The 24,546-nt window shown below is 38.8% G+C and carries 26 protein-coding genes, 1 tRNA gene and 1 riboswitch; of the genes, 13 read left to right on the forward strand and 14 right to left on the reverse strand.

All coding sequences use genetic code 11. From position 1 onward, the window contains the following. The first annotated feature begins 136 nt into the window (after positions 1-136). Complete coding sequence (gene spoVIF / locus SB660_RS13965) at positions 137-394, forward strand: sporulation-specific transcription regulator SpoVIF (RefSeq protein WP_003212292.1); 258 nt, start codon at positions 137-139, stop codon at positions 392-394. A 16-nt stretch (positions 395-410) separates the two neighbouring features. On the opposite strand, the gene SB660_RS13970 is transcribed toward spoVIF, so the two are convergent. Next, the gene (locus SB660_RS13970) at positions 411-2,723 is read right to left on the reverse strand and encodes a UvrD-helicase domain-containing protein (protein WP_410582981.1); all 2,313 of its coding nucleotides are present in this window, start codon (positions 2,721-2,723) and stop codon (positions 411-413) included. A gap of 126 nt (positions 2,724-2,849) precedes the next feature. Between SB660_RS13970 and SB660_RS13975 the strand changes: the two genes are divergently transcribed. Beyond that, complete coding sequence (locus tag SB660_RS13975) at positions 2,850-3,107, forward strand: hypothetical protein (protein WP_058014270.1); 258 nt, start codon at positions 2,850-2,852, stop codon at positions 3,105-3,107. An 83-nt stretch (positions 3,108-3,190) separates the two neighbouring features. Here the strand turns inward: SB660_RS13975 and SB660_RS13980 are convergent, their stop codons facing one another. From SB660_RS13980 to SB660_RS13990, 3 genes are read right to left on the reverse strand one after another with little or no spacing between them, the layout of a single operon-like run. Then, on the reverse strand, positions 3,191-3,625 hold the full coding sequence (locus SB660_RS13980; RefSeq protein ID WP_058014269.1) for a GNAT family N-acetyltransferase: 435 nt from the start codon (positions 3,623-3,625) through the stop codon (positions 3,191-3,193). Between the two features lie 6 nt (positions 3,626-3,631). Beyond that, entirely contained in the window at positions 3,632-4,147 is a 516-nt protein-coding gene (locus SB660_RS13985; RefSeq protein ID WP_058014268.1) for a YjcG family protein, read from the reverse strand. A 52-nt stretch (positions 4,148-4,199) separates the two neighbouring features. After that, positions 4,200-4,940: an alpha/beta hydrolase gene (locus SB660_RS13990; protein WP_058014267.1), complete on the reverse strand. Its 741-nt coding sequence runs from the start codon at positions 4,938-4,940 to the stop codon at positions 4,200-4,202. A gap of 221 nt (positions 4,941-5,161) precedes the next feature. After that, positions 5,162-5,283: riboswitch (SAM riboswitch) on the forward strand. Between the two features lie 79 nt (positions 5,284-5,362). Here SB660_RS13990 and SB660_RS13995 point away from each other — a divergent pair. The 3 genes from SB660_RS13995 to SB660_RS14005 all read left to right on the forward strand — a co-directional run bounded on the left by SB660_RS13995 (position 5,363) and on the right by SB660_RS14005 (position 7,857). Further along, complete coding sequence (locus SB660_RS13995) at positions 5,363-6,481, forward strand: methionine biosynthesis PLP-dependent protein (protein WP_410582983.1); 1,119 nt, start codon at positions 5,363-5,365, stop codon at positions 6,479-6,481. Next, complete coding sequence (metC, locus tag SB660_RS14000) at positions 6,478-7,656, forward strand: cystathionine beta-lyase (RefSeq protein ID WP_180309214.1); 1,179 nt, start codon at positions 6,478-6,480, stop codon at positions 7,654-7,656. The genes SB660_RS13995 and metC overlap by 4 nt, the downstream gene beginning before the upstream one ends. 128 nt (positions 7,657-7,784) lie before the next feature. Next, positions 7,785-7,857: transfer RNA gene (locus SB660_RS14005), tRNA-Val, on the forward strand. Between the two features lie 402 nt (positions 7,858-8,259). Here the strand turns inward: SB660_RS14005 and SB660_RS14010 are convergent. Beyond that, positions 8,260-8,430, reverse strand: coding sequence for a hypothetical protein (locus SB660_RS14010; RefSeq protein ID WP_410582985.1), 171 nt, complete (start codon positions 8,428-8,430; stop codon positions 8,260-8,262). A gap of 845 nt (positions 8,431-9,275) precedes the next feature. Here SB660_RS14010 and hag point away from each other — a divergent pair. Beyond that, positions 9,276-10,244, forward strand: a complete 969-nt coding sequence (hag, locus tag SB660_RS14015; RefSeq protein ID WP_058014260.1) for a flagellin Hag — start codon at positions 9,276-9,278, stop codon at positions 10,242-10,244. 645 nt (positions 10,245-10,889) lie between these two features. Here hag and SB660_RS14020 read toward each other — a convergent pair. The 3 genes from SB660_RS14020 to SB660_RS14030 all read right to left on the reverse strand — a co-directional run bounded on the left by SB660_RS14020 (position 10,890) and on the right by SB660_RS14030 (position 12,529). Further along, a complete protein-coding gene (locus tag SB660_RS14020; protein WP_058014259.1) occupies positions 10,890-11,078 on the reverse strand; it encodes a hypothetical protein in 189 nt (62 codons plus the stop codon). Positions 11,079-11,129: 51 nt separating this feature from the next. Beyond that, positions 11,130-11,636 (reverse strand): hypothetical protein, encoded by a 507-nt coding sequence (locus SB660_RS14025; protein WP_410582988.1) that lies wholly within the window; start codon positions 11,634-11,636, stop codon positions 11,130-11,132. A gap of 473 nt (positions 11,637-12,109) precedes the next feature. Continuing rightward, complete coding sequence (locus SB660_RS14030) at positions 12,110-12,529, reverse strand: putative periplasmic lipoprotein (RefSeq protein ID WP_180309161.1); 420 nt, start codon at positions 12,527-12,529, stop codon at positions 12,110-12,112. Positions 12,530-12,694: 165 nt separating this feature from the next. On the opposite strand from SB660_RS14030, the gene SB660_RS14035 reads away from it, so the two are divergent. The 5 genes from SB660_RS14035 (at position 12,695) to SB660_RS14055 (ending at position 16,768) form a co-directional block, all read left to right on the forward strand. Further along, the gene (locus SB660_RS14035; protein WP_410582990.1) at positions 12,695-13,525 is read left to right on the forward strand and encodes a sialate O-acetylesterase; all 831 of its coding nucleotides are present in this window, start codon (positions 12,695-12,697) and stop codon (positions 13,523-13,525) included. A 127-nt stretch (positions 13,526-13,652) separates the two neighbouring features. Next, the gene (catA, locus tag SB660_RS14040) at positions 13,653-14,315 is read left to right on the forward strand and encodes a type A chloramphenicol O-acetyltransferase (protein ID WP_180309159.1); all 663 of its coding nucleotides are present in this window, start codon (positions 13,653-13,655) and stop codon (positions 14,313-14,315) included. Positions 14,316-14,520: 205 nt separating this feature from the next. Then, positions 14,521-15,648: a response regulator aspartate phosphatase gene (locus SB660_RS14045; RefSeq protein ID WP_410582992.1), complete on the forward strand. Its 1,128-nt coding sequence runs from the start codon at positions 14,521-14,523 to the stop codon at positions 15,646-15,648. Next, positions 15,638-15,763 carry a hypothetical protein gene (locus SB660_RS14050; protein ID WP_257474528.1) on the forward strand — a complete coding sequence of 42 codons (126 nt, stop codon included), beginning with the start codon at positions 15,638-15,640 and terminating at the stop codon, positions 15,761-15,763. The genes SB660_RS14045 and SB660_RS14050 overlap by 11 nt, the downstream gene beginning before the upstream one ends. A 174-nt stretch (positions 15,764-15,937) precedes the next feature. Beyond that, a complete protein-coding gene (locus SB660_RS14055) occupies positions 15,938-16,768 on the forward strand; it encodes an SMI1/KNR4 family protein (protein WP_410582995.1) in 831 nt (276 codons plus the stop codon). 41 nt (positions 16,769-16,809) lie between these two features. On the opposite strand, the gene SB660_RS14060 is transcribed toward SB660_RS14055, so the two are convergent. Further along, positions 16,810-17,058, reverse strand: a complete 249-nt coding sequence (locus SB660_RS14060) for a DUF2651 family protein (protein WP_058014254.1) — start codon at positions 17,056-17,058, stop codon at positions 16,810-16,812. A gap of 541 nt (positions 17,059-17,599) precedes the next feature. Here SB660_RS14060 and SB660_RS14065 point away from each other — a divergent pair. Beyond that, positions 17,600-18,496, forward strand: coding sequence for a macrolide 2'-phosphotransferase (locus tag SB660_RS14065; protein WP_410582997.1), 897 nt, complete (start codon positions 17,600-17,602; stop codon positions 18,494-18,496). 45 nt (positions 18,497-18,541) lie between these two features. On the opposite strand, the gene SB660_RS14070 is transcribed toward SB660_RS14065, so the two are convergent. The 4 genes from SB660_RS14070 to SB660_RS14085 form a co-directional block, all read right to left on the reverse strand. Then, entirely contained in the window at positions 18,542-19,417 is an 876-nt protein-coding gene (locus tag SB660_RS14070) for a LysR family transcriptional regulator (protein ID WP_180309155.1), read from the reverse strand. Positions 19,418-19,440: 23 nt separating this feature from the next. Then, a complete protein-coding gene (cuyB, locus tag SB660_RS14075) occupies positions 19,441-20,139 on the reverse strand; it encodes a cysteate racemase (protein WP_180309154.1) in 699 nt (232 codons plus the stop codon). A 103-nt stretch (positions 20,140-20,242) separates the two neighbouring features. Further along, the gene (locus SB660_RS14080) at positions 20,243-20,806 is read right to left on the reverse strand and encodes a GNAT family N-acetyltransferase (RefSeq protein ID WP_410583000.1); all 564 of its coding nucleotides are present in this window, start codon (positions 20,804-20,806) and stop codon (positions 20,243-20,245) included. Positions 20,807-20,815: 9 nt separating this feature from the next. Next, a complete protein-coding gene (locus tag SB660_RS14085; RefSeq protein WP_144462290.1) occupies positions 20,816-21,712 on the reverse strand; it encodes a LysR family transcriptional regulator in 897 nt (298 codons plus the stop codon). 127 nt (positions 21,713-21,839) lie between these two features. Between SB660_RS14085 and SB660_RS14090 the strand changes: the two genes are divergently transcribed. Next, on the forward strand, positions 21,840-22,994 hold the full coding sequence (locus SB660_RS14090; protein WP_410583002.1) for an MFS transporter: 1,155 nt from the start codon (positions 21,840-21,842) through the stop codon (positions 22,992-22,994). 117 nt (positions 22,995-23,111) lie between these two features. Here the strand turns inward: SB660_RS14090 and lpdA are convergent, their stop codons facing one another. Next, positions 23,112-24,506 carry a dihydrolipoyl dehydrogenase gene (gene lpdA / locus SB660_RS14095; RefSeq protein ID WP_410583004.1) on the reverse strand — a complete coding sequence of 465 codons (1,395 nt, stop codon included), beginning with the start codon at positions 24,504-24,506 and terminating at the stop codon, positions 23,112-23,114. Positions 24,507-24,546 lie beyond the last annotated feature (40 nt).

A 24,546-nucleotide genomic window follows, 5' to 3' on the forward strand; every position in this document is an offset into this window, starting at 1 on the left:
AGTAAGAAGGTGAGGGAAGCAATGGGGGAGCCCTTTGCTTTCCTTTCTCTTTGGGCAAACAAGGCTTTAGGATAGGCACATATCTCGCCTATTTTCATATAGTAAGGTGATTACTCCATAAAGAGGAGGCAAATGAATGGATAATAAATTCTTTAAAAGCGTTGAAAATAAAACGGGTGTGAATATGAACGATGTCTTTAAACTTGCAGGTTCTTTGCAAAATGCTAACTTTAAAGATGAAGCAACGGTTCGAGGTGTCATTAAAAAAGTAGCGCAGCTTGCGAACAAACGTGTACCTAAAGAAATGGAAGACAAAATCGTTCAATCGATTACAAGTGGAAAAGAAAAGCTTGATTTCAATACCATCGCTAAAATGATGAACAACAAAAAATAAACAACAGGCTCTCCGCTTAAAGGGGGGCCTGTTGTTTTTCTGTGAATAATGCTCGATTTTTCTTTAGTAGGGGATACAAAAAGCGCGAGCGATGAGCGGTTTTCCCTCGTCTAAATGATGGAACCGATAGATAAAGAGACTGTTCAGCTCTTGTCATAGCCACATATAATAAACGGCGCTCTTCTTCCAAGGCTTCTTCATCACCGTTTCTGAGTTCATCGAGTGAGAAATCATGTGGCAGTGCTCCGTCGACCACGCAAGTGATGTACACCGTTTGAAATTCCAGTCCCTTTGCACGGTGAATCGTCATGAGCTGAACACCTGGTTCGTCTGTCTTTTCCTTTTCGGCAGACTTCATATGTTCGGCATGTGAGAGAAAGGCTTCAATCGTTTCAAAGCGTTTGGCAGCGGTTTTTACATCTCGTACATCATCCGCCCCTTTTTCAAGTACATTCGTATCGTTCACTCGTTTTTTTAAGAAATCACCAAGTCCCATCTTTTGTTCAATAAACGCCACAGCGTCAGACGGCTTTAAATTTCGTAACGTGCGGAACAGAGGAACAATGGATTGCAGCTTTTTCCGTTGAAACGGCTGAATATCTGTTAGTTTTCCGAGTGCGTCGACCATTGAACAATCTTCCGTGATGGTTAGTGCCTTCATTGTGTTTAAGGTCTGCTGCTTTAAAAAGAAAACCGGAAGCAGCTGTTTCATAGCGGACACATCATCGGCATCCTGACTTAAAGAGAGAAAGGCGAGAAGAACCCGAACAATTCGTCTGCTGTAGAAGGCTTTGACACCAGCCTCCGTCTCATACGGAATCGCGGATTGATGCAGACGCTCATAAATCGCGCGGCCTCCCGTATTGGTGCGAAAGAGCACGCAGATATCACTCGGCTTTGCTCCGTTTTTAATTTTCTCCTGAATATCTGCCACGATCATGGTCGCTTCCTCTTCCTCGTCATATGGATAAAAGAGCGTAGGAGGGATTGTCTCCGATCGGACGGCTTTTAACGTTTTCTCATAACGATGCTGATTTTTCTTAATAACGGCATCCGCACTTGCGACAATCGTATGATGCGACCGGTAATTGGCATGTAAATGAACAATCTGAGCCGAAGGATAATCTCGTTTAAATTCAAGAATGAAAGCAGGATTACTGCCCCTAAAGGCATAAATGGCTTGATCATCATCACCGACACAAAATAGCTGCTCAGATTCTCCAGCTAACAGCTGAATCAATTGATATTGAACTGGATTTATATCCTGAAATTCATCCACCAATATATATTTGAACCGTTCTTGATACCGTTTAAGCAGTTCAGACTGTTCAGTCAGCATGTGCAAGCAGGCAATGGCCATGTCATCAAAGTCAAATTGCTGATTGTCTCGTTTTTGCTGTTCATAAGATTGATAGATCGTCCACATGTGTTTTTCCTTTTCATCCTTCAAATCAGGAAGATCGCCTGGTAAAAAAGCATTTTTCCAATAGCCGATCGATTGCAGGACTTGATCGGTAGGGTAGTCTTTTTCATCTAGTCTTTCATTCATGATGGCTTTCCGAATGTACTGTTCCTTCTGCCAATCAAACTTGATCAGGTGCTGGCCGTTCCATTTGTTTGCGTCATCGTGAAGCAGCATTTTATAAAAAAGACTGTGGAAGGTGCCTGTCACCACTTGGCTTGCTTGTGATGGGTGCAGCTGATATTGCTTGCGCAGTCTTTCTTTCATTTCACTGCTGGCTTTTGTGGTGAACGTCACGAGTAAGATATGGTGAGCAGGAATATGATGATGTGACATGAGATAAGCCGCTCTTGCTGTCAGGACTCTTGTTTTCCCGCTGCCAGCACCAGCCAGCACAAGCATCGGACCGTCTTTATGTGTGACAGCTTGAAGCTGCGGTGTGCTAAAGGTGATATGCGGAAAGAGATCGATGGTATGTGCTTGTTCATTTTCTTCTAAATGTATCACATCGCTAAATTGAATCGACCTTGGTTCCTGCCAGTCATATGATTCATTCGTTTGCGAGATGATTTGTTTACCTGTTGGAAAACGGAAGCCCCCAAGTTCTTTATAAGCAGCACTTTCCTCTCGCTCTGCGTGTTTTTTCTGATCTTCTTGTTCTTCTGCTTGTTCACACAGCTCTTGCTGAGACATATGTTTATGAATAAAGGCAGGTTCTTCATGTATATTTAATCTGAAAGAGACTGGTTGTCCGCAATATGGGCAGAATAAGTGCCCTTTTTTTCCCTCGTCATGGAGGAATTGATAATGTTCTCTCGAATACGTATGTAATGAGATCGTTCGATCATGTCGTCGTGCGCATTTCAAAGCTAGTCCTCCAATAGTTAATCAATCTTAAAAAGAAACACATCTAATCATATCAAATGAGACGTGTTTCAAACAGTCATTATTAGGGAATAGTAGAGTAGAAGAGAAGCAAAGGAGGCGTTCTTGATGGGATATATAGCCCCGATTCAGCCGGATCTGTATTTTCAATATATCAATCGTCCTGCTCCTCAGGATAAAGAAGACTACGCGAAAGTAACTAAGGTTACTCGCACCTTTCATGACAAGGTATACAGAGAGCTGGAGAAAAAAGAGGACTTAGTGACAGAAGCGGAAACGAAAGTACAGCAAAAAAAGCGGGAACGCTTTGTACGAGATATGTTTATGGAGGAAGGCAAAGGCGTTCATATTAATACGTATATATAAATGATTGCGCTTTCTTCCATTGACGAACGATGATAAAGAAAAAGCCAGAGCATCATCCATGATGTCCTGGCTTTTTCTTTTGGTCAAACAGACAGCGTTTTTGTCATTTTGACATGTGTGATCCCTGCTTCTTCAAATGGCTCAGATACGGCTTTGTAGCCTTTCTTTTCGTAGAAAGGAAGAGCTTGGACTTGTGCGTGCATAACCGCTTCCTTCGCTCCATTCGCAATGGCTTCTGTTTCCAGCGCTTCTAATAGTTTGTGGCCAAGGCCGAAAGCGCGCGCCTCTTTTAACACGCAAATTCGTTCTAGCTTTGCCTTTGGTCCTTCAATGATCCGCAATCTAGCGGCTGCCTGAGGCTTCATTTCATCATTATAAATGACAAAATGAATGGCCTCGTCTTCTAGTTCATCTATTTCAATCTCTAACGGGACTTCTTGTTCTTTGACGAATACTTCTTTTCGAACGTAATATGCATCTTCTCGTTGTGTTTGTGCTGTTGCGATAACTGTTTTCAAATGTACTTAACCCTCTTCTCCTAAAATAAATGTTTCATAGACGGTCCAAGATCCGTTCTCTAATTGATATAAAAGGTGGAAGCGATCCACTGTTTCTTCATGGTCAATCTTTCTCAGCTTTAATGTGCCAAGAACGTCTGAATGCTCATCATCTGATAGTTTTTGAGCCACTGTTACATGCGGAACAAAGGCATATTCAGGTGTACCTTCAAGTGGATCTGCATACAACCTTTCATTAAGCGCCATGATTTCTTCGTTCGGTTCTACTTTCATATAAATAACGTTGTTTACAGGAGCGAATGAACTGAATTTTTTAATACGTAATGTAACAGGAGAAGCATTTTTTGCATACTCTCTTAGCGTTGAGACGACCTCAGCCGCTTCTAGATCCGTTAATTCAAAAGGTGTTCTAAGTGTTAAATGAGGCGGTATGAGTGCATAGTTCGGATCATAACGCTTCCGGTAAGAGTTCGCAATATCTTGCAATTTTTTTGATGGAAATATAACAACTCCGTATTTCATCTTGTTCCCTCCTGATTAAGAAAGTATTTATTATTGTTTATTATAACAAAATTCAGTTGATTAACGAATATGGGAGCATTCTTTTTAACGAAGGCGCAATGAGCGGCTGCCAATACGTCCATTTATGATCCCCTTCGAATGTCTCAAATAAATAATCTGCACCTGACTGTTCAAGAAGTGTCTTTAAATCGTCGTTCGGCTGAATAAAATCAAGCACTTGGCCGTCTGTCGTTTTCACAGCCGTTTCTTCCAGTCCAATTTGATGGATAATCGCATAATGAGAAAGGGCAGTCGACTGTTTAACAGCTTCTAAGACTGACTCATCAACGTAAGGAGACTGCAAAATGAGTCCGCCAAATAAAGAAGGATAATCAATCGCTGTCATAAGAGAAATTGTAGCACCCAGTGAATCACCAATAAACGTGCGTCCTGAGCCAATTTGATAGGTTGGATAGTGCGTATCAATATAAGGGACTAGTTCATTTGCTAAAAAGCGTTTATATGCTTCAAATTTTGTGCCATCTGGATGATACGTATTCCGTCTTTCCGTGACATTTTCATAAGGGACACCAATGATAATGGAGCGTTCCATTTCTTTGTTTTGCATCAATTCTTCTGCCTGTCTGCCTATTTTGCCTAAACGGAAATAATCATGACCATCTTGGGCAATGATGACATGATATGTATAAAGGGGGGAGTAATTGACTGGCAAATAGATCAAAAGGGTCATATCCGCCCCAAGTTCTTTTGAATGTAAGGTTTCTTCTTGAATAATGCCTGTTTTCTTCACCATAATCCATTCCTCCAGCTAACCGATTTCATCACAAAGTGAAACGTTTCCATTCATTGTAACATGAAAAATAGCGTTGTTCCTATATGCTAACATGCAATCAATTCAGTTAACACCGAATCTGTTATAAAATACAGAAAATTTCAATTAATTGTTCCATTTCCTCTTGAAAAATGAGATTTAATGCGTTACAGTATTAAGAATTAGAACAGACAGACAACACATTCTTATCGTGAGAGGTGGAGGGACTGGCCCTTTGAAACCTCAGCAACCGGTATGCATCACTTCATGTGATGTACCAAGGTGCTAAATCCAGCAAGCAGCTTTTTTGCTTGGAAGATAAGAGGAAGCGATTAAAACCCCTTCTTCTTATGAAGAAGGGGTTTTCTGTTTTGAAATCAGATTTTTACTTAGGATGGTGTCAAATGACAGAGCATGTGGAAACGACATTAGCGCAAATTGGAAACCGGAGCGAAGAGGCGACTGGTACGGTCAGTCCCCCCGTTTATCTTTCAACAGCATACAGACATAGAGGTATAGGGGAATCAACCGGATTTGATTACATTCGAACGAAAAACCCAACAAGGCAGCTTGTAGAGGATGCGATTGCTTCACTCGAAGAAGGGACCGCCGGATTTGCCTTCAGTTCGGGAATGGCTGCGATCCAAACGATTATGGCGCTATTTGAAAGCGGTGATGAACTCATCGTCTCATCAGACCTATATGGCGGTACATACCGTTTGTTTGAAAACGAATGGAAAAAGTACGGCTTACGTTTTATTTACGATGATTTTTCAGATGAAGACTGTTTACGCTCTAAAATCACGCCAAACACAAAAGCAGTCTTTATTGAGACGCCGACAAATCCACTGATGCAGGAAGCGGATATTCAAAAAATAGCGAAGGTTGCAAAAGAACATGACGCATTGGTCATTGTTGATAACACCTTTTACACACCCGTTTTGCAAAAGCCAATTACGCTTGGAGCAGACATTGTCATCCATAGTGCAACCAAATATTTAGGCGGGCACAATGACGTTCTTGCCGGGCTTGTGGTGACAAAAGGAGAGAAGCTCTCTGAAGACATGTTCCAGCATCAAAACGCAATTGGCGCCGTTTTATCTCCATTTGACTCATGGCTGTTAATGAGAGGGATGAAAACACTGGCTCTTAGAATGCGCCAGCACGAGGCAAATGCGAAGGAGCTAGCAGCGTTTTTAAAGAAACAGCCAGAAATTCAAGATGTCCTTTACCCAGGCAAGGGAGGAATGCTGTCATTCCGTGTAGCCAAAGAGGACTGGGTCAATCCATTTTTGAAGCAGCTGAAAACGATTTGTTTTGCTGAAAGTCTTGGCGGAATTGAAAGCTTCATTACGTATCCTGCGACGCAAACGCACATGGATATTCCTGAGGAAATTCGCATTGCAAACGGTGTGTGTAACAAACTGCTCCGTTTCTCCGTTGGTATTGAGCACGTAGATGATCTGAAGGCAGACCTAAAGCAGGCACTATCACAAGTAAAAGAGGAGGTACATGCTAAATGACCACACATGATTGGACATTCGAAACCCAACTCGTTCATAATGCATTCAAAACAGATCGTTCAACAGGTGCAGTCAGTGTACCGATTCAGCATGCATCCACCTTTCATCAAAGCAGCTTCGATGATTTTGGTCAATATGACTACTCAAGGTCGGGGACTCCTACACGCCAAGCGTTAGAGGATACGATTGCGGCGCTAGAAGGAGGAACAAGAGGGCTTGCTTTTGCATCAGGCATGGCAGCCATCTCCACTGCTTTTCTGCTATTATCAAAAGGAGATCACGTCCTTGTCACAAGAGATGTGTATGGCGGTACTTTCAGAATGATTACTCAAGTTCTTTCGCGATTTGGCATTGAGCATACCTTTGTGGACATGACGGATTTGAATGAAGTCAAAAGAGGCATTCAATCGAATACAAAAGTCATTTACTTGGAAACACCGTCAAACCCGACTCTAGGAATTACGGATATTGGGGGTGTCGTCCAACTTGCCAAAGAACATGACTGTCTGACTTTTTTAGATAATACATTTTTAACACCCGCTCTTCAGCGTCCGCTCGATCTTGGCGTTGACGTTGTCCTGCATAGTGCAACGAAATTTTTGAGCGGACACAGTGATGTACTATCAGGCTTAGCTGTAGTAAAAGACGAGAAGTTAGGTGAGGAGCTGTATTCGCTGCAAAACTCCTTCGGTGCGGTCCTTGGCGTGCAGGATTGCTGGCTTGTGTTAAGGGGATTAAAAACCCTTCAGGTGAGATTAGAAAAAGCCAGCCAAACGGCATTTGAACTCGCTTCATTCCTCAAAGAGCATCCTGCAGTGAAAAAAGTATACTATCCAGGCTTAGATGACCATCCTGGGGCAGACATTCAGCGAAAGCAAGCGAGCGGAGCTGGAGCCGTTCTCTCATTTGAATTAGAAAACCAAGCGGCTGTCAAGGAATTAGTGGATAATGTCACATTACCTGTATTCGCCGTCAGCCTCGGCGCCGTCGAATCGATCCTGTCATACCCAGCCAAAATGTCACATGCGGCTATGCCAAAAGAAGAAAGAGAAAAAAGAGGGATTACGGACGGTTTACTTCGATTAAGTGTAGGAGTAGAAAACGGAGAAGATCTCAAACGCGACTTCAAACAAGCACTCGATCAACTCAAGCCCGTTCTTGTCAACCAATCATAAAGGAAGAAAAAAGCCGGCACAGCCGCCGGCTTTTTGACCTTTTTTGAACAAAACCATTGACGATTGATCATGATGGTTATATAATAGAGACTGTCAGTAACAGAAAGCCCAGAACTGATACATAACCCGATTCCGTAGCTCAGCTGGGAGAGCGCTACCTTGACAGGGTAGAGGTCGCTGGTTCGAGCCCAGTCGGAATCATATGAAAAGACGTTGATGTAAACCCATCCTTTAATTGTTTAAGGATGGGTTTTTCTATGCCTATAAAGAAAAAGTGATAATAAATCAAAACAACGTTGTTAATTTTTTAAGTTCTTTGATTTAAAAAAATGATAGGCCACAAAAAGAGAAGTTTAGCTGTTAGTGAAAAATTGAATGTTAAAATAGATAAATTATAAAAAATTTATCCATACTTTTGCATCTGTATAAAAGAAGAATGTTGAACAAAGTAGGTGAGAGTATGAAAATCATTAAGCGATTATTTGACTAGGAATAAGAGAAAAAGAGCTGTATTTAAATGATTGAAATAAAAAACCACCTACATTGAAGTAAGAGGTCTCACTTAAACTACTAACTAAAAGTTTTCACTTCAATTCCATTACCTTAAGTAGAGTTATTGTTTGCTCGTTTTCTAGAAACAATGTTTAGAACAAGCATGAATATAAACAATATACCTCCAACTATCCCTGTGATTATTTCATCTTTTGAAGCAAAGTTCATAATGGTGATAATTAAAATGGCGATTGCACCTAGTAAGGATAAGTTATTTTTCATAAAAATTCTCCTTTCTAAAACCTATTGTATTATAGAGATATATTTACATAAATGGTAAAATTGCTGACGGCATTTACGGACCGAATACAATCAAAAACCGCTGAAATAAGTAAAGACTTTGTCCTTTATGAGGGGCTTTATTACGGTGTTTATTTTTCAGGAGACGTTTTTCTGAAAACCTTCTTCACTATGTTTGATCCCCAAAAAACAAAGGCCCCGAAAGTAAGAAGTGTGACTCCAAGAGATACCAAACCGAGTCTTTGAAATTGAACGATTCATATGAAAGGCGCCGAGATCCCAGCTTCGTCAGCTTCAAAATAGTTTATTTCTTGCTAGGAAGTCCTTTCATAGGATCAACTTTAATGCTTCTTCAATAGCCGATTTAAAAATAACTTGTAAAACTTTGTCGTGTATAGTGACTCCGCTTAAACCTCCTGTTTTCGTAATATATTATTTATATTTTACTTAATATTCCATAAAACTGCAGTTGTTTGAATTTTATCATCCTTATCTGGTTGTTAAATGTGTCGAATTTGTGAAATTAACAATTTCCACAAACTAAAATATGTGGAAGGTCTGTCTATAGTAGGTAACATAATACTCATTGTTATGGCGAGTATCTAGTCTCGTAAAAGTGACAAGAATAATCATTTTGCATGATAGAAGGAGGTTTCAGGATTATTGCCATAACTGATGTTACATAAGGTAGTAAAGTTAGAGAACCAAAAGATGCTCTGCGTTACTACTATACACATGCCTTAGAAATCGAAAATTCTAAGGAAGAGCTTCTCATCTAAATGGACTTTACAGATAAGCTCTAAAAAATTACACGGAGGTAATAAGAAATGAGAATTAACCACAATATCGCAGCACTTAACACTTTAAACCGTTTGTCTGCAAACAACGGTGCGAGCCAAAAGAACATGGAGAAGCTTTCTTCTGGTCTTAAAATCAACCGTGCAGGAGATGACGCAGCAGGTCTAGCGATCTCTGAGAAAATGCGTGGACAAATCCGCGGATTAGAAATGGCATCTAAAAACGCACAAGACGGTATCTCACTTATCCAAACAGCTGAAGGTGCATTGACTGAAACTCACTCAATCCTTCAACGTGTTCGTGAACTAGTCGTTCAAGCTGGAAATACTGGTACACAGGATAAAGAGTCTGATCTTCAATCTATTCAAGATGAGATTAAAGCTCTACAAGAAGAAGTAGACGGTATCTCAAACCGTACAGAGTTTAACGGTAAGAAATTATTAGATGGTACGTTTAAAGCCGGAACGCCGGGAACTCCAGCAATTCCGGGAGATCCAGATGATCCAGATGATGCAGGTACACCTGCAGTCCCAGCAACTGGTAATGATTTGGTATTCCAAATCGGTGCTAACGCAACTCAACAAATTTCAGTTCATATTGAAAAAATGAGCACAGATGCATTAGGAGTTAAAGACGCTGATGGAATTGTTGCAAATCAATCTTTGAAAGACATCGATGTTAGAAAATTTGCTGATAATGCAGCTGATGCTACTGATGTTGGTTTTGATACTCAACTAAGTATTGTTGATGCAGCTATTAACCAAGTATCTGCTCAACGTGGAAAACTTGGTGCAGTACAAAACCGTCTAGAGCACACAATTAACAACTTGGGGGCATCTGCTGAAAACTTAACTGCTGCTGAGTCTCGTATTCGCGATGTCGACATGGCAAAAGAAATGAGTGAGTTCACTAAGAACAACATTCTTTCTCAAGCTTCTCAAGCTATGCTTGCACAAGCGAATCAACAGCCACAAAACGTACTTCAACTATTACGTTAATATACCCAAAGTCCCTTTCTATAGGGGCTTTTTTGTTTGTCTTTATTCGGTTCAATGTTTCATTTTATTGATCGTTCTAAAAGACGTTTCAACGCCAATGAATATTACTATCCAACTGACCAAATCTACCCAAAGATTTGACATGTTAATCATGCCGAACTTACTTAATTCCGATTGAATTACAAATGAGATTAAAGCAGTTATAAACATAGACAGAAACAATTTGTTTTTCTCAATTAAACGACTTCCTTTCAAAAATTAAAGAAATTTTCCTTTGTAGGAAGGGGATTTTTTTGTTTGTTGATAAGTAACATCGAACAAGTAAACTTTCTAACATATTAATAAATATCTATAGCATTTGGATTAATAAAAAACTTACATTTTCTTAATGATAAGAAAAAGAAAACAGTAAAAGAGAGGCTTTTGTATTTTTAAAATAAAAGAAAACATTAGGGAAATTAAAAACCACACTGCATTTTTCAGTGTGGTCAATTTAAGATACGACAGGTGCGCCATTATTTAATAAAATATTTTCATAGTGTGTCTAAGAACATGAAACCGTATTTTGGTAATCCTGCTTCCTCTATCGATGAGTTCATTATCCTGTTTTTCATAGCTGCATAAATTACCTCTATGGACAAGTCATCAATTTTTCTTTTTTTTGTAGTCTTTTATTAAGCTTGAAACAGTTAAACCCATTACACCGAAAGCTACTACATAAAATAAAATATTTGTTACAGGCGTATCAATTTTCCCTAAAATCAATACAATAGCGATAATAGCGATGGGTAAAGTAATTAACAAACTTTTGGATGCCTTATTTTCCTGTGTCATTAACCAAGCACCTCCTTGTTGTTTCATCATTTAGATGTGTTTTAGTTCATTTTAAAAAACGAACAACATGATGGTTTTAGCAACCCACCATGACGCATTTTCACTTCCAGTCACTTTAAGAGCGCCTAAATAAATGCCATGTTCAAGCGCGCCTGTATAGTGTTCCAGAGTGACTAGAATTGTTTCTAATCCTGTAACACCACCTATCATTACTTTCAGTTTTGTCGGTAATTGGTCATAAGCTTCTTTGATTGCTTTTATAGCCCATGTGAATTTACCATGTGTAATAGCTTCTCCATTTGTTTTTGACTGAGCTTCTTTAATTGCTTTTTTGAACTTTTCTGTTTCTTCTTCATTTAAATTCCAATACTGTGCTGTCTCATCTATTGTAGCCTCTTTTGCTGGATCAAAAGAAGGTTTTATAGATGAATATGAATCGGACTGTTCTTTTTCGAAAGCATTAGTTGCATTTGCTTCTGCAAAAGGTGTGAATATAAAAACAGAAATTCCTGCAACCGTGGATAATATTAAACCTTTTGAAGAACTTAGTTTTTCCATAATAAACTCCTGTTTTGAATATATTTTAGAAATTAGGCTTATTTAGTAATGCAATATTTTATTTTAGCTGTTAGAAATATTCCTCCTACTCCAATGAATGTTATCATTTGTAAATAAATGAAGTAAATAGGTTGTTTGTTATAGGGTTTGAACGGTACAAAAAGCATGCATATTCATTATGAAAAAACATGAATAACAAAGAATTTAAATAAAAAGATAACATTTTTTGTTCTTAATACAGGAGAGGATAAAAAGCTTTAGTAGCAACCGATAGAAGTGAAATTAGAGGGCGTCACTGGTTATGACAAAATTCTATATCACTACCTTGATAGGGTAGAGCTAGACAGTTCGAGCCAGTTGCAACGAAGAGGTGTTTGTTTTTCTCAACATGAATGATTGTTCGCCGCCATCTGAAATAGGGACCATCGGAATCCTCCTTTTTAAAAATTAAAGAAGCAAGAAGTAAAATTAGACTAATCTATTTCCTTATCCATCACCTTCTTATATTTTTCAAATTCAGAATCTTTCATTTCCCCATTCATTTGTAATAAGAAGTTCCCTTTTGAATATGTGTGAGAGAAAAACATAGATCCAGCATTGCCCAACTCATCATAATAAGATTTTGCTTGCTTAAGATCAGTTTCATTTCCAAATTTAAAAATCCTTCCACCAGCATTTTCACCTAAAGAAGGAATGAGAATCCTTTTTCCTTCTTCTCTTATATTTCCAAACTCTTTTTGTTCAAGATCAGTTGGTTTTTCTGCTTCAAGCCCAGCACTTTTGAAAGCTTCAATCACGTTGTCTGTGGTAAGCTGTTTTTTAGTAGATGCTGCACTGTTACAAGCTGTTAACAATAATAAACATATAAAAAATAATACAAAACATTTTTTCATATTAGATCCTCCTGATTGATAGATGCATAAGGATATTACACTAAGTAATTCCTATTTACTATCCTTTCGACAAAAGTAGACAAATATGAAAAACAAAGCAAGGGTAAACTGATAACGTTCAGGCAAATACATTTTTGATAAAATATTTAGGGGTGGGGGAAAGGTATGAAGTCATTTTTACTAATTGGACAATCTAATATGGCGGGTCGAGGCTTTAAGCATGAAGTGCCGCCAATTTATAATGAAAGAATCATGATGCTGCGAAATGGAAGATGGCAAATGATGACTGAACCTATTCATTTTGATAGGCCGGTAGCTGGTGTAGGACTGGCGGCTTCCTTCGCGGAGACTTGGTGTAAGGATCATCAGGGAGAAAAAATTGGTCTTATTCCATGTGCTGAAGGTGGCAGTTCCATTGATGAGTGGTCACGAGATGGGGCATTATTTCGTCATGCAATAAATGAAGCTAAATTTGCAAAGGAAGATAGCGAATTGGCCGGGATATTATGGCATCAAGGAGAAAGTGACAGCCAAGATGGGAAATACAAAGAATACGATGAAAAAATACGAAGATTATTTCATGAACTAAGAACTGAATTATCTGTCCCTAACATTCCGCTTTTGATAGGAGGTTTGGGCGATTACTTGGGAAAGGTGGGATTTGGCGAAGGGTGTGTGGAATATCAACGTATTAATGAGGAACTACAAAAATATGCACATCATCATGAAAATTGTTATTATGTTACTGCGAAAGGTCTTATACCTAACCCGGATGGAATTCACATCAATGCGATGTCCCAGAGAATATTTGGGATAAGATACTATGAAGCATGTCGGAAAAAAGAACATATACATGAACCATTACCAAATGAACATGAGTTAGTGAATGAATGTCATCATAGAATGAATACCTCAGCGGAGAAAACATATATAGCACTAGAAAAATTCACGTTGGGCAAGATGACTTACGAAGAGTTGCTGCAGGCTTTATCGTAAGCAAAGCTCATGGTAGACTTTGAATAGACAGAAGCATGACATATCTCTTGAAAGGATGATTGTGGTGGTGAAAACAGATAAAGTCTCCTCCTGAATACAGTAAATCAAATTCAGGAGGAGATAAAAAATGTTTAAACAAATAGACGAAAATTACCCGCGAAAAGAGCACTTTCACCATTATATGACGTTAACCCGGTGCTCATATAGCTTGGTGGTCAATCTAGACATCACGAAATTGCATGCAATATTAAAAGAAAAAAAGCTAAAAGTATATCCTGTGCAAATTTATTTGTTAGCAAGAGCTGTGCAAAAAATTCCTGAGTTTCGGATGGATCAAGTGAACGATGAGCTTGGTTACTGGGAGATTCTCCATCCTAGTTATACAATTCTAAATAAAGAAACAAAGACGTTTTCAAGTATTTGGACGCCTTATGATGAAAACTTTGCTCAGTTTTATAAAAGCTGTGTAGCCGACATTGAAACATATAGCAAAAGCAGCAGCCTATTTCCGAAACCTCATATGCCAGAAAACATGTTCAATATTTCAAGTCTACCGTGGATTGATTTTACTTCTTTTAACCTTAATGTATCTACAGATGAAGCTTATTTACTGCCAATATTTACGATAGGCAAATTTAAGGTGGAAGAAGAAAAAATCATCCTGCCCGTTGCGATTCAAGTACATCATGCTGTTTGTGATGGCTATCACGTCGGTCAATATGTGGAATATTTGAGGTGGCTTCTTGAACATTGTGAAGAGTGGTTAAATGATTCATTGCATATTACCTGAAGACAAAAGGTGTTCTCATGGAAATCTAGAAGATGAAGGCAGACTGAAATGAGTCTGCCTTTTTGTTTTGTGATGATCATGAATTGTGTCAAAGGTTTATTGATGTAACAATCGTTCTTTTTGCGGTTTCTTTTCGGTGCTTTGTAAATTCTTGTATGTGATAATAAATGTCATATAAGGGAGATCAGTGGAAGGGGAATAAGGGATGGAGAAAGTTCTTTCTTCACATGTAGGTGTGAAAATCAATGAATGGTATAAAATGATTCGGCAATTCAGTGTACCGGATGCAGAGATTTTGAAAGCTGAGGTAGAACAAGAAATTGAACGGATGGAAGAAGATCAGGATTTACTCATTTATTATCAATTGATGTGCTTTCGACATCAAATCATGTTAGATTACATTAAACCTATAGACTTTAATAAAAACAGACCAACCATTTCATCCCTCTTAGATCAGATGGAAACATCTCAAGAAACGCTCACCGGCATGTTAGAGTATTACAATTTGTTTTTCAGAGGCATGTATGAATTCAGTAATAAAGAATATGTAGAAGCGATAAAATATTATAGAAAAGCAGAAATAAAGCTGGAGATTGTTTCTGACGAAATTGAAAGAGCTGAATTCCATTTTAAAGTTGCAGAAGCTTATTACATTATGAAACAAACGCATGTATCTATGCACCATATTCTAAAAGCGATGGAGATTTACGATCAATATGACCTGTATAAAGTAAGAAAGATTCAATGCTCATTTGTCATTGCAGGAAACTATGATGATATGAAACGCAGCGATAAAGCTCTTCCTCATTTAGAAAAATCTTTAATGATGGCTGAAGAAATTCAAAACAATAGATTGATCTCATCAGCATATTATAATCTGGCTGATTGTTATGAATGTTTAGGTGATACAGATCAAGCTATTGCTTATTGTGAAAAGGCTGTTCATATCAACGAAAATGAACGATATGACAACTTACCACATTCGCTTTATTTTTTGTCATCATTATTGATGAAAAAAGGCGACTATAATAAGGGAAAAGATGTCCTTGATTATGGCTTTTCGATCTCTGTTCAATATGATGACGATTTATACAAACGACTGTTCCACTTTATCAAAGCCCTATATGTTGATAAAGTAAATATTGACCAAATTAAACAGGTCTTTCATTTTTTAGATGAGAACAAAATTTATGCTTATTTAGAAGAGCTGTCTTATGATGTGGCAGGTGTGTTCAAATCAAAAAATGATCACGAAACAGCAAATGAATTTTTAATGAAAATGTTGGACGCGCAAACAAAAATTTTGAAAGGGGACTGTCTTTATGAGTATTAAAAAAGTTGTTTTTTGTGCATTGGCAGTCATTGTACTGGTATCTACTGCTGGTATTCCATCACTTTCTAAAAGTGATAGTAGCAACCTCGATGTTGCTTCAAGAAAACAAACGTAAAAAAGCCTCCTCCAAGAGGCTTTTTTATTTTGTCGTAAAGCTTACAGCCTTTAAGGTATCAGAGTGGATGAAAGGTATATCACCTTACCAGTTTATTAATAGCTAAGTTTGAGTAGAGAATTCATAATGAACCAATGTTATACTGACCTTAACACAGATTGGGAGGCACCCACTTTGAAATCATTCTGGGAGAAAGAAGAAGAGAGTCCTTTTACGTTAAAAAAGATAGATGAGGAACAAATTCATGAAGCAGAGGGCACTCTTGGAGTCATTTTACCTGATACATACAAAAAGCTCATTTTAGAATGGAATGGCGGGTTTACAGTTCGTAATGCTTTTCCAACCGAACAGCCGAATTCATGGGCTGAGGATCATGTTCAATTTGACAATTTAAGAGGAATCGCCAAAGATGATGGCATCATGAATAGTCTTCGGTTAAGTAATGAATTGGATCTGCCTGAGGGACTTGTGATCATCAGCGGAGAAGAAGATACATGGATCGCCATGGATTATCGAGAAACGAAGGAACATCCTTCTATTCACTATTTTGATTTAGAGCTGGAAGTAGATTTTAAGCTGGCAGAAACTTTCGATGATTTTATTGAGAAGTTATATACAGCTGAAGATGCGATGGTCGAAGTAGTAGAGATTAAGGAGGAAGATTCTGATTTATATGTCAGTAAAGAAGAGCTTGAACACATATTTGAGAGGCAGGACCTTCGTCAGCAGAATCTTTTTAAAATGGCACATTATCCGATGGAAGAAACAGAAGAGATCGAATGGTTTTTCAATCGTATGAAACAATGCATCCAACAAATAAAAGATCAACATGTTTTGTATGAAACAGCCACAACGATTCACTCCATCCTTCTGTTAAACCCGGATATGCCAAGAAATGACTGTATCAATCAAGAGCTGCAAGAAATGGCTGAGTTTTTAGAAAAGAGTGGAGATCCTAATACCGCTTTTTTGGGAGAAGACATTTATCCAGTGGAAAAACGATAGTGAAAGAAGAAAAGCCCCTGTAAAGGGCTTTTTAAATGTATTTAAGACCTCTTTTTATTTAAAATTTTCATGATGAATAATGCTAAATATGAAGCAATGATTGAGCCTAAAGTGTAGACAACTACCCAGCCTAAGAAAGAGACATTAAAAAGTGTAAATGTCAGGATGAGTAAAATGATAAAGCTCACAACTGGCATGAAATAAATCTTTTGTACAATCAATGTGACGATAAAAGAAGCGATGATCATACTGACTGGAAGCAAGCCGAATGCGAATTCTAAATGAGTCATACCACTTCTCCCTTTAAATGACTTAGCTACATTTGAGTTTCATAAATTATTAGACAAAAGAATTAATAACCATATCATAACATGAATAAACATAATTATCATTTTATGTAATTTAATGAAATGTCTGGTTGTTTTAAATCCTTTATTTTGTCATCTTATTGAAAGTCATATTTAAATAAAGTATAGTAACTTTATATGACAAAGAGGAGGATGGTTAAAGGTGATGCATGCAGGAAGATTACGCCAACAAACTTTGAACAATTAGTAATTTCATATGTTCAAAGGCTCTGTTTTCATCAAAACGGAGTAAACAGGGTAGTCTGCACATTTTTAATGATCTTCAGCGGGAAAGTATGCAATTTCACTAGAAAAGAGGCAGTTAATCGTTCTGTCTTTTTTTTGTATGTTTTTTATGATGCAAAGAAAATTATAAGTCTAGCTTTGTTTACTCTGACCACAGAAAGTAGCCTGTTTGTGGGTTTTGTGATGATATTCTTGATGCCTATTGATCATGACTAAATGAGCAATTGGAGGAATGGATATGAATAGACTGGAATTAAAGCAGTTAGCCAAACATCACGGATTAGAGATTTTAGAGAATACCATCAAAATAAATGAATCAGGTGTGGATTTCCGTGTCGCACACGTCGAAGATATACATGGTGATCAATGGATATTAAGAATGCCTCGCAGACCTGAATCAATGAAATATACATTACAAGAAAAAAAGACATTAGATCATATGAGTAAGCAGGTTTACTTTCAGGTCCCTAATTGGTCTATTTTTACAGAAAGTCTAATTGCTTATAAACAATTAGAGGGGGTACCGGCGGCTAGTATTGATGTGGAACAGCAATCTTATGTGTGGAGTTTTGACCCAACGAGTGTACCGCAAGCTTATTATGAATCATTAGGAAGCGTTCTAGCGAATGTACATTCCTTAGAGCAACAGCCTTTTAAAACGATCGGTGTGGAGATGCTCAGTGCTCATGAATTAAGAGAATCAATGAAACAGCGAATGGAACGTGTCAAATCGCAATACACCATTAACAGCGGTTTATGGGAGCGCTGGCAAGACTGGCTAGCAAAAGATTCTTTATGGCCGCCTTTCGTGGGGGTGAAGCATGGAGATTTACATCCTGGCCACATTCTGATTGATGAAAATCAATGTGTTAAGGGTGTGATTGATTGGTCTGAACTGGGGATTGGTGATGTATCTGCAGACTTTTTGTCACATCAACTTCTGTTTGGGAAAGAAGGATTAACAAAACTTATCCATGCGTATGAAAAAGCAGGCGGAAGAACTTGGCCGGGAATGGATGAACATATAATAGAACTTCTGACTACAAGTGCGATCACTGTGGCCGAGTACGCTCAGAGATCAGGATTAAAAGAGATGCATGAAACTGCAGCATACATGTTAGCAAACGAAAGCTAATCAATCAGAATGAATCCAAAAAAAAGCCCCTAAAAAGGGCTTTTTTTAATCTAAATCATGAAAAAACTGTTTGAGTTGATCAATGAAAACGGATTTGGATTTTCCTTTTTTATAAATGAACTCGATATTGATGTTGAAATTGATGGATGGATCGATTGAAATTTGTTTTAATGTTCCTTGTTCTACCTCATTTCTCACACAATGATGAGGTAGAAACGATAGTCCCATTCCTTGCAGCACTAAGTTCTTTGCGGTTTCCATATGATCAACCTCAATGGAAATGTTCGGTGTGATGTTGTTTTTTTGAAATAATCGGTGAAGCATCAACCAATCAAATGACCCATAGTCAAAGAAAATAAAAGGCTGTTCTTCTAGTTCTTTCATATTGATGTTGTCAAGGCTGGCAAGCGGGTGATGAGTTGGGACGAACAGCCCAATTGGATCACTGAAAATAGGGATTGATTCAATTTGAGGATGTGTTTCAGTTCTGACAATGCCAAAGTCTACTTGGTTGTTAATCACTTTTTGGACAACATCCTTTGAATGTCCTGTTACAATTTTTACTTTCAGGTTTTCGTATTTTTCTTTTAGGGCGGGCAATATGTTAGGCAATAGATTATTGGAAATAGAGGATGCGCATCCAATTGTCAATTCATAAGGAATCATCGTTTGTTTGAGACTATGCTTTGCTTCTTGATAAGAATGGAGAATCTTTTTGGCATGCGGGTAAAACTGTTCACCTTTTTCCGTCAGAGATAATTTATTTCTCTGTCTATCAAATAATTTCAGGTCTAATTCCTTTTCTAACGATTGAATACGTGCCGAAACAGAAGGCTGGGTTAAATAGAGTGCTTCTGCAGCTTTATTGATACTGCCTAGCTGGCATACATAAATAAACGCTTCTATATTCTCAATATTCATGTTATCCCCTTATATGACGTTCTTTAAATGTTTAGCTTTTCAAGCTCATACACCAATTTTACAGCTTCTCTCGCCAAAATGACAGTAGGGTCAATCACTTTCACAGCTTTGGTTGACCTTAGAACTAAAGGGATTTCTGTACAGCCGGCAATGATGGCTTCGGCTCCTTGATTGATTAAAATTTCTGAAGCTAATGCCAGTTCACTTTCGCCTTTACTCAATTTTCCTGCTTTCACTGCATATATCCCATTCATGACATTTTTCTGAAGCTCTTCACTTGGGGTCATGACATCAATCTTGTGATGAGCACAAGCTTTTTGGTAGAGCTTGGTTTTTAATGTGCCATCAGTACATAGTAAGCCCACAGACGTATAGTGATGTTTGTTTAGGTAATTTGCGGTTTCTAATGGCATATTCATGATAGGGATATGAGTGGATTGTTGTACGTTTTCTAAAAAGAAGTGAGCGGTATTGCATGCAATCAGAATAAAGTCCGCTCCTGCGCGTTCTAATCTTTTAGCCGATGCAATCATATATTCTGTAGGATCTTCGCCTTTCCCAAATATGGCATTGGTTCTATCAGGAATTTGAGGATAATTATCAGCAATCACATGGAGATGATCCTGATCTTTTATCGCTGGAGTATGAGAAATGATTTTTTTCATCAGATCAATCGTTGCTAAAGGACCCATCCCGCCCATGATTCCGATCGTTGAAGACATATACGCCACCACATTTCTTTTTTTTCTATTATAAAAAAAGAAAGCGTGCTGAGCGTTATAGAAAAGTTCTATTTGTATATAGAAGGTTTATCAAAAGCGTCTCTTAATGGTGCTTAGCGGCCCACTCTGATTGAAGAATCGCATATTGATATTCGTCGACCCAAAGCCCCTTAGACATATCATTTTGAAGCAAATGTCCTTCCCGTCTCATATCTAAACGTTCCAGCACTCGAATAGATTTTTCATTGCGCACATCAGTAAAGGCAATGATTTTATGCTTGTTCAGTGTAGTGAAAATATATTTGATCATTGAACTCAAGGCTTCGTGAATATAGCCTTTTCCTTGAAATTCAGGTGCGAGTGTAAATCCGATTTCGACGATTCTAGGCTCACTTTCAAGTGTATGAATGGCGCAATCTCCTATCAGTTGATTGGATTCAGAAAAGGCAATGGCGTATTGAAACCATGTCCCTGGTTGATTAGGTGTTTGCGTCATTTGTTGCTGAACAAATGATTCAGCTTGTTCATACGTATAGTTTTCCCAGGATTGATATGTTGCAATAGAGGGGTTTGCTCGATACTGATAAAATACCTCAATATCTTGTAGATCAAATTGACGAATTACTATCCGGTTTGTTCTTGTAAATACGCTGTTTGCATTCTTCATGTTTTATCCTCATTTTTCATTTGTTTTTGATTTAAAAAAGTCTATTAGCCATTCAGATAGCTGCTGCTGTGCTTTACTGACAAATCGATCTGCATAATAAGTTAATTCTAAATGACGAACAGGTGCCGGATCAGCAATTGGAATCGACACAATATTTGACCATGTCGCATGTTGTTGCAGCAATCCTCGCGGCTGAATGGTTGCACCGATGCCGGCTTCAACCAGCTGCAATAATGAAGATGCGGAACCAACTTCCATGACAGTGTCTAGTTCAACACCCTGTTCTTTACATACGTCATCTACTAAATCTCTTCCTAGATATCCCTTCGGATACATGACCAAAGCATGCTGCGTCAGCTCTTCCAGTGTCACTTCACATTTTTGGGCTAGTTCACTTTCTGAATGAGCAAATAATTCGTAGGGCTCACTTCCAAGTGGAATTTGAATAAGCCGCTTATCCGCAGGCCCTCGCAGCCCAATGCCGAGATCCACTTTATGCGACAGTACTTCTTCACGAACGAAGATCGTTGAATATGCTTTCAAATTGGTTTCGGGATAAAGTGTTTTAAATTCTACAAAAAGCGGAACAAGCTGAAAGTCAAGATCGGAGGGGAGAACGGCAAGTCGAACGTTTCCTCGTTTTTCAGATAATAGTTCTTTCATCGCATTTTTTGCATCTCTTTCAGCTTGAAGCATTTTCATCCCATATTGATAAAGAAGAGAACCCGCTTCGGTTGCAACGACTTTTTTGCCGATTCGATCAAAGAGCGGCATCCCAACTTCTGCTTCAAGCAGCCGAATCTGCTGGCTTAATGTAGGCTGTGATATCCCTAATTGCTCAGCAGCTTTTGTGAAATGTAAATGATCGAATACTGCCATGAAATATGTAATATGCCGAGTATCCATTTGTCATCCTTTCATTAATCATAGTTTTTTACTATCATCATAATACGAATTATTGTATTGATCAATGAATGCGGCAGATTTATACTCAAAGTAACTTCAACAAGTTGAGAGAGGAAGAAGTGCATTGATGAAAAAAATATTTTATTTAGCCGCTTTATTTTTAGCTGCATTAAACTTGCGCCCAATCATTACGTCCGTCGCTTCTATGATGAGTATGATCCAATCAGAGCTTGGTGTGAACGCACTGACAGCAAGTCTTTTAACCACTTTACCTGTCCTTTGTATGGGGGTATTTGCTCCCGTTGCGACGACACTCAGTAGGCGATTTGGTTTAGAGAGAACGCTTTTTTTCTCGATTCTTCTCATCACGATCGCTACAGCGCTGCGGGGTACAAGCCAATCAGTCGCTATCCTGCTTATGACTGCATTTGCAGGAGGGGTAGGGATTAGCTTCGCGGGTCCTTTATTGTCTAGTTTTATTAAAAAGTATTTCCCGAGAAATCCTGGTATCGTCAGTGTGTATTCCATTTCGATGACAATAGGTGCAGCACTTGCTTCCGGCTTCACCATTCCGATTTACTTGCGCAGTCACCATCTTCCGTTTGCATTGTCTTGCTGGGCTATTCTAGGGGTGATCGCGCTTATTCTCTGGATAGGTATTGCTCGCAAAAATGAGCAGAGTGATTTTGTTACCTTGCCGCTAAAGTTGCCGCTTCGAAACAAAAAGGCGATTCAATTTACCTTGTTTTTTGGCTTTATGTCCAGCATGTTTTATTCTTTGACGGCATGGATTTCACCAATTGCTCTTAGTTTCGGAAACAGTCCGCAATATGCTGCCATGCTGCTGACCATATTTACACTCATTCAGATTCCGGTGGCACTACTCGTTCCAGCGGTCGTTACTCGATTAGGAAAACCGAAATTATTTCTCATCTTATGCAGTCTGTCTGAGCTGATTGGTCTCATCTTTCTTCTTCTGCCGATGCCAATCTTGCCAGCTGTCATTTTCCTAGGTATGGGTGCAGGTGGATTATTTCCTTTAGCGCTCATGCTACCGATTATAGAGACGGGTACTCCAGAGGAAGCTGGAACTTGGTCCGCCATGTCGCAGATGGGCGGGTATATCATGGGAGGATTCGGTCCGTTTTTCATTGGCTTAGTTTTCGATCTAAGCGGACATTTTTATGCTTCTATTGTGGCAATGCTTGTCATCGTCATGCTGATGATTGGCGTTCAGTTATCTATGAATCTTGGTAAAAAGCGCGAAGTAGAATCCAATTAATGATCAATTGACCGACGTTTTAATATCAATACTCATTTGACATCGCCATAGCCTATTCCTAAATAAATAGGCTATGGCGATTATTTTGCTCAATTTTAGAAACTACACATTAAACAATTATCGTGATAGATATTTTTCAACTTTACGGGTGGCCATTTCTGCAGCTTCCATGATTATTTCACCTAATGTTGGGTGAGGATGAATCGTCATTGCTAAATCTTCTACTGTAGCACCAACTTCAATAGAGAGAGAAAGTTCTGACATAAGAGTAGATGCTTCTGCACCTACGATTTGTGCTCCTAAAATAAGTCCAGATTCGGCATGGGCTACAATCTTCACAAATCCTTCAGATTCTTTTAGTGCCAGCGCTCGACCATTAATGGAGAACATTGATTTTCCAATGACAGTCGGAATGGATTGTTGCTTACAATCTGTTTCGCTCAGTCCGACACTCGTCAATTCTGGGCTTGAAAACACAACAAGTGGGATTGCTTTATAATCTATTATCGAAGGTTTCCCAGCGATTGCTTCAGCTGCCACCTTCGCTTCATAGGAAGCTTTATGAGCCAGAGCAGGACCCTTGGTGATATCACCAAGGGCATATATGTGCGGAATGGATGTTTTGCATTGTTCATCAATTTCAATCAGTCCGTGTGGGGTAATAGACAACCCGATAGAATCAAGACCTAATGTTCCATCTGTATTTGGTTTTCTTCCGACAGTAATCAGTGCATATTCTGCTTTCAGCGTGTAGCTTTCTTTCTGTTTCTCATAATGAAGATCAATACCGTTTATATGCTGCTTGGCATCTGTGACGTTTGCTCCTGTAATCAGGGTGATGTTATCTTCTTTCAATTGTCGAACAACAGGCGAAACAAGTTCACTTTCAAAGTCGGGCAATACTTGATTGCCGCCTTCCAAAATGGTAACGTTTGCCCCAAATCTTGCAAACATCTGTCCAAGTTCAACCCCAATATAACCACCCCCAACTACGACAAGGCTTTTCGGAATTTTAGGAAGGGATAGGGCTTCAGTTGAAGACAATATACGATCCCCGAAAGGGAGTGATCTCATTTCAATTGGACGGGAACCAGTTGCTAGTATTAGGTGTTTGAAGTTGATTCGCTTTTCACCATTTTCGGCAAGTTGAATCACCGCTGTATGCTGATCGATTAAGCTTGCCTCGCCTTCCAGAATGGTAACTCCCGCTGACTTTAACAAAAATTGGACGCCTCCAGCTTGTTTTTCCACAACAGCGTTTTTGAACGCTTGAGCTTCATTGAAAGAGCCGCTTTCTTGAAAACCACCCCATTGTTTGCGGAGTTTGAAGCGCTCTGCTTCTGCTATTAGTGCTTTAGATGGGATACAGCCTACATGGGTACACACTCCACCTAATTGATCACGCTCTACAATCGCTGTTTTCATGCCGAGGTGAGCTGAACGTAATGCCGCCACGTAGCCTCCCGGACCTGATCCGATCACTAATGTATCTACTGTTTCTAAATGAATCATTTCTTGCACCTCCAAAATATTATGACCATAATATATTATA

This window comes from Bacillus sp. SIMBA_005, from assembly GCF_046535585.1.
GTDB classification, from domain to species: Bacteria; Bacillota; Bacilli; order Bacillales; family Bacillaceae; genus Bacillus; species Bacillus pumilus.

Bases quoted from the DNA above. Each gene is read 5' to 3' on its own strand.
- spoVIF (WP_003212292.1), top strand. From the start codon at position 137: ATGGATAATAAATTCTTTAAAAGCGTTGAAAATAAAACGGGTGTGAAT.
- SB660_RS13975 (WP_058014270.1), top strand. From the start codon at position 2,850: ATGGGATATATAGCCCCGATTCAGCCGGATCTGTATTTTCAATATATC.
- SB660_RS13985 (WP_058014268.1), bottom strand. From the start codon at position 4,147: ATGAAATACGGAGTTGTTATATTTCCATCAAAAAAATTGCAAGATATT.
- SB660_RS13990 (WP_058014267.1), bottom strand. From the start codon at position 4,940: ATGGTGAAGAAAACAGGCATTATTCAAGAAGAAACCTTACATTCAAAA.
- SB660_RS13995 (WP_410582983.1), top strand. From the start codon at position 5,363: ATGACAGAGCATGTGGAAACGACATTAGCGCAAATTGGAAACCGGAGC.
- metC (WP_180309214.1), top strand. From the start codon at position 6,478: ATGACCACACATGATTGGACATTCGAAACCCAACTCGTTCATAATGCA.
- SB660_RS14010 (WP_410582985.1), bottom strand. From the start codon at position 8,430: ATGAAAAATAACTTATCCTTACTAGGTGCAATCGCCATTTTAATTATC.
- hag (WP_058014260.1), top strand. From the start codon at position 9,276: ATGAGAATTAACCACAATATCGCAGCACTTAACACTTTAAACCGTTTG.
- SB660_RS14020 (WP_058014259.1), bottom strand. From the start codon at position 11,078: ATGACACAGGAAAATAAGGCATCCAAAAGTTTGTTAATTACTTTACCC.
- SB660_RS14025 (WP_410582988.1), bottom strand. From the start codon at position 11,636: ATGGAAAAACTAAGTTCTTCAAAAGGTTTAATATTATCCACGGTTGCA.
- SB660_RS14030 (WP_180309161.1), bottom strand. From the start codon at position 12,529: ATGAAAAAATGTTTTGTATTATTTTTTATATGTTTATTATTGTTAACA.
- SB660_RS14035 (WP_410582990.1), top strand. From the start codon at position 12,695: ATGAAGTCATTTTTACTAATTGGACAATCTAATATGGCGGGTCGAGGC.
- catA (WP_180309159.1), top strand. From the start codon at position 13,653: ATGTTTAAACAAATAGACGAAAATTACCCGCGAAAAGAGCACTTTCAC.
- SB660_RS14045 (WP_410582992.1), top strand. From the start codon at position 14,521: ATGGAGAAAGTTCTTTCTTCACATGTAGGTGTGAAAATCAATGAATGG.
- SB660_RS14050 (WP_257474528.1), top strand. From the start codon at position 15,638: ATGAGTATTAAAAAAGTTGTTTTTTGTGCATTGGCAGTCATTGTACTG.
- SB660_RS14060 (WP_058014254.1), bottom strand. From the start codon at position 17,058: ATGACTCATTTAGAATTCGCATTCGGCTTGCTTCCAGTCAGTATGATC.
- SB660_RS14065 (WP_410582997.1), top strand. From the start codon at position 17,600: ATGAATAGACTGGAATTAAAGCAGTTAGCCAAACATCACGGATTAGAG.
- SB660_RS14070 (WP_180309155.1), bottom strand. From the start codon at position 19,417: ATGAATATTGAGAATATAGAAGCGTTTATTTATGTATGCCAGCTAGGC.
- cuyB (WP_180309154.1), bottom strand. From the start codon at position 20,139: ATGTCTTCAACGATCGGAATCATGGGCGGGATGGGTCCTTTAGCAACG.
- SB660_RS14080 (WP_410583000.1), bottom strand. From the start codon at position 20,806: ATGAAGAATGCAAACAGCGTATTTACAAGAACAAACCGGATAGTAATT.
- SB660_RS14085 (WP_144462290.1), bottom strand. From the start codon at position 21,712: ATGGATACTCGGCATATTACATATTTCATGGCAGTATTCGATCATTTA.
- SB660_RS14090 (WP_410583002.1), top strand. From the start codon at position 21,840: ATGAAAAAAATATTTTATTTAGCCGCTTTATTTTTAGCTGCATTAAAC.
- lpdA (WP_410583004.1), bottom strand. From the start codon at position 24,506: ATGATTCATTTAGAAACAGTAGATACATTAGTGATCGGATCAGGTCCG.